3 protein-coding genes and 2 pseudogenes are annotated in these 3272 nt (G+C 49.1%); 1 reads left to right on the forward strand and 4 read right to left on the reverse strand.

The window, feature by feature from the left end; translation table 11 throughout:
- Positions 1-162: 162 nt before the first annotated feature.
- Positions 163-678, reverse strand: a complete 516-nt coding sequence (locus TU81_RS29030; RefSeq protein WP_048397925.1) for an SMI1/KNR4 family protein — start codon at positions 676-678, stop codon at positions 163-165.
- 181 nt (positions 679-859) lie between these two features.
- Here TU81_RS29030 and TU81_RS29035 point away from each other — a divergent pair.
- Positions 860-1150: pseudogene (locus TU81_RS29035) on the forward strand (IS3 family transposase); the annotation flags it as partial.
- A gap of 27 nt (positions 1151-1177) precedes the next feature.
- Here TU81_RS29035 and TU81_RS29040 read toward each other — a convergent pair.
- The 3 genes and pseudogenes from TU81_RS29040 to TU81_RS30900 form a co-directional block, all read right to left on the reverse strand.
- On the reverse strand, positions 1178-1789 hold the full coding sequence (locus tag TU81_RS29040) for an Imm43 family immunity protein (protein WP_048397928.1): 612 nt from the start codon (positions 1787-1789) through the stop codon (positions 1178-1180).
- Positions 1790-1940: 151 nt separating this feature from the next.
- Positions 1941-2295, reverse strand: a pseudogene (locus tag TU81_RS30010) (RHS repeat domain-containing protein); the annotation flags it as partial.
- A gap of 408 nt (positions 2296-2703) precedes the next feature.
- Positions 2704-3272 (reverse strand): RHS repeat-associated core domain-containing protein (locus TU81_RS30900; RefSeq protein WP_233427265.1); only part of this gene is annotated, 569 nt, incomplete at its 5' end.

Below are 3272 nucleotides of genomic sequence, written 5' to 3' on the forward strand. Positions count from 1 at the left end.
GAACGGAATTTTTCTCTAGGTGCTTTTTTAGTGAGGCTGCACTACCCGACGCGATGTCTGCGTGAATGGCTAATAAAGTCTTGATGTTCTTTTCATAAGTTTCTTCTGGGTTGTTCATTTAAAAAATCCATTTTGTCTCTTTTCCGGTAGCGCGAGCCTGAATCACTCCTCGACGAAGTCGGGCGGGCTGATAAACGTAGAGAGGATCAGGTCAAAGAACGACGTGAAATCAGGCGCCAGGAAAAACAGATTTCCACAGCCGTCGCGTTCAGCGATATCAAAATCATTTTTGTCGTCACTTTCGTGTAAGTGAGTCCTGTCCCAGTAGTACAGGCCTTCCTTGCCAGCTTCTGCGATCCATACAAATGTATTTCCGCCACCGTCTTCACCGATAGCGATGCTGTTGTCCAGGAAGGAAAGCTCGTCGATAAACTCTTCGTTGAACGCCAGCAGATCATTGCTTTCTTCGTCGGGTATCAGGCCGAAAAGACGGTCGAAGGCGATGCTGCCTTCATCGACCTTATCGAGTGGCAGACTTACATAATCGGGAGCTGTCGCATAAAAGCCGTTTCTTTTTTTCAGGAAATCCTTGTAATCCGAAGGCAGTTTTTTTTGCAAACGCTGCTCAAGTCCCTGTATGTCCGCATCTGACAGGCCGGGTTTATATAAAAAAGGCATGGTTGCGCTCCTTGTTAAAGGCAGGATTTGAGGTTTTTGACGCCGCCAGAATGAGTAAACCGGTCCCCCGGTGTCAGGATAGTTGTCGCCTCTCCGAATATTCCTAAAAAAGCACATCGGGGGCGGAAAGAGACTGATCGTGCCGTACTATTCACCTGAACGCAGAGGTGCATTACTCAAGATGCTGCTTCCCCCGCTGAACCTGTCGATGGCCGAGGTTTCCCGGCGCGAAGGGGTCAGCGAAATGTCTTTGTACAACAGGCGCAAGCAGCTCAGTTCTGAAGGAAGTGCAGTGTCCGAAAACAAGCCGCTGACCGAGAACTGGTCAGCCGAAGCCAAGTTTGCTGTCGTTCTTGAAGCGAGCGGCTTGTCCGAGATCGACCTGGGCGAGTATTGCCGCCACAAAGGCCTTTACCCCGAGCAAATCACGGCCTGGCGACAAACCTTCATCACCGGCCAGAAATCGGAAAAGGGTAATCACCTGCATGCTGAGCGGGACCTAGGCTCTATCAATTGAGCCGACCTTCTCCGTATCGACCACTTCTGCACCTACCAGATTTAGTTCTTTAAGTGCAGTGGCGGCGTGAGGCGAAAGAAATACGAATCCAAGTAAAGTAACTTCATCGATACTAAAAAAATCTTTGCTGATATTTTCTTTGATTGTCAGGCTGATAATATTTTTGATTTCGCCGCTCTTTCGAAAATTAATCTTCGACTGTGTCTGATCGATCACGTCCACAGGCTCCTTGTCTATTCGTTGCTGGCGCATGAAAAAATATTGGCGCTGTGCGACCGAAACGCCCTTCGGGTTGACGATCTCCAGTTCTGCGATCTCCCATCGGGAAGTCTTGAGGGTCTGGAAGGCTTTCAGGACGCGCTCACTGACAACATGCCCCTCAAAGGCTGTGCAAAAGTCAAAGTCATAGCGCTTGTCCTTGGTAATCAGCACCAGCTTTTTCGGGAGGGGAGCGAGAGCTTCGTCGGGGCCCGCGTCGTGCCAGTCGGCATCCATCGCATCGTCATAGGCGCCAGGGCTGAACGACTCATGAATGACGCCATCAATGAAGGTGGGGCAGTTTTTGTCTTTATTGAATGCAAGGGTATAGAACATGAAAGCCTCTTGTCAGCAAAGTCGACCGGTGCTGGATTTGGTTCGAATTCTTCCTGAAACAGTCTTCTTGCGAAGGCTGCTTTGTAGTGATGAAATCTGTTGCTGTGCCTGTGCCTTGGTAATAAGTTTTACGTTATAAATACAATGGGTTTTTCAACCTGCCGAGTGGGTAGCCGTTGGTGTCGTGCTCGGTTTTTTCGATGCGCCGGCCCAACGGGTCGTAGGTCACCCTGAGCACGCTGCCGTTTTCATTGCGCACTTCAATCAACCGGCTTTCGGCATCGTAGGCTAAACGTTGCAGGCCCCGTTTAGCGCTGCGTTTTTCGATCATCCGGCCAAACGCGTCATAGCGATAACGCTTGTCCTGATAGTCAGCAGTTTGTTGTGCACCACCAGTCCGGCGACGGTTGCGGGCCGTCCAGCAGGTTGGCGGCGGCGTCGTAGGCGAAGGTTTCGCGCTGGCCGTGCAGGCTGTCCTGGCTGGCGATGATGCGGCCATTGGCATCATCGGATTCGTGGGGGGCATCATGTTTATGAGCCTGACTCTCTTTTTATAAGTTTTCCGCTAGTGAGTTCCAGATAATCTTTAATATTTCCATGGACTACTTCTATATTTTGGTTGACAGTAACTTTGTCAACAATTCCGCATAGGTAACTCCAGTGTCTACCAGTTTCACTGTGAAAGTAAATTACCCCCCACTCGCAGGGCAAAATATGCTGTTTAGAGTCGATAGATATTATGTCCCAGGTTATTCCGCCGAGGTTTGATATTTCTTTTCGGGTGGCTTCGTTAAAAACAATTATTCCGTCGTCGAGCCGTCCTTGTGAGGTGTTGCAATCAGGGCATCTATTAAGTTGAGGGTCGTAATTTGCATAGCAATTTTCGCATGTTTTGTATTTCATAATGGCCTCAACTATTTGATAGGGATGCTGGATGTTATGACCCCTGGTCCTGTTCCGCCTATGTGTGGGTCTGCATGGTCAGTAATTACGCGGATTTTTTGAGTTGCTCCACTTTGTGTTGACGTACCCTCAAATACTTTTCCTGAGAACCCTTCTCTATTGGAAATTACTTGGTTTGATGGGTTGTTGGCAACTTCTTTGGTAGCCTTGGCAATATCTCTATTACTCCATCCTGCTGGAAACAAAGAACCCTTTTGTCTGCTTGGTTTCATCGCAGAGTAAGGGAGTTGCTTAGGCGGCCCAACGTGTGGCGAGTGCCTTCTTAGTATGTGTCGGAGGGATCCAAATGAGAATTTATAGCCTTTTCCGCTACTGCAAGTGCTCAGACCAGCAGGGTCAATCCAAGATGAAGGATTCGGTCCATATTGATAAAAATTCAATCCCCCCGCCAATCCAATCGGATCCGGCGTCGTAAACCGCCCCACATCCGGATCATAAAACCTGAACGTATTGAAATGCAGCCCCGTCTCCCGGTCCAGGTACTGCCCCTGAAACCGCAGGTTCTGCTCTTCGATGTAAT

Origin of the sequence: Pseudomonas lini, assembly GCF_001042905.1 — a bacterium.
Lineage (GTDB): Bacteria > Pseudomonadota > Gammaproteobacteria > Pseudomonadales > Pseudomonadaceae > Aquipseudomonas > Aquipseudomonas lini.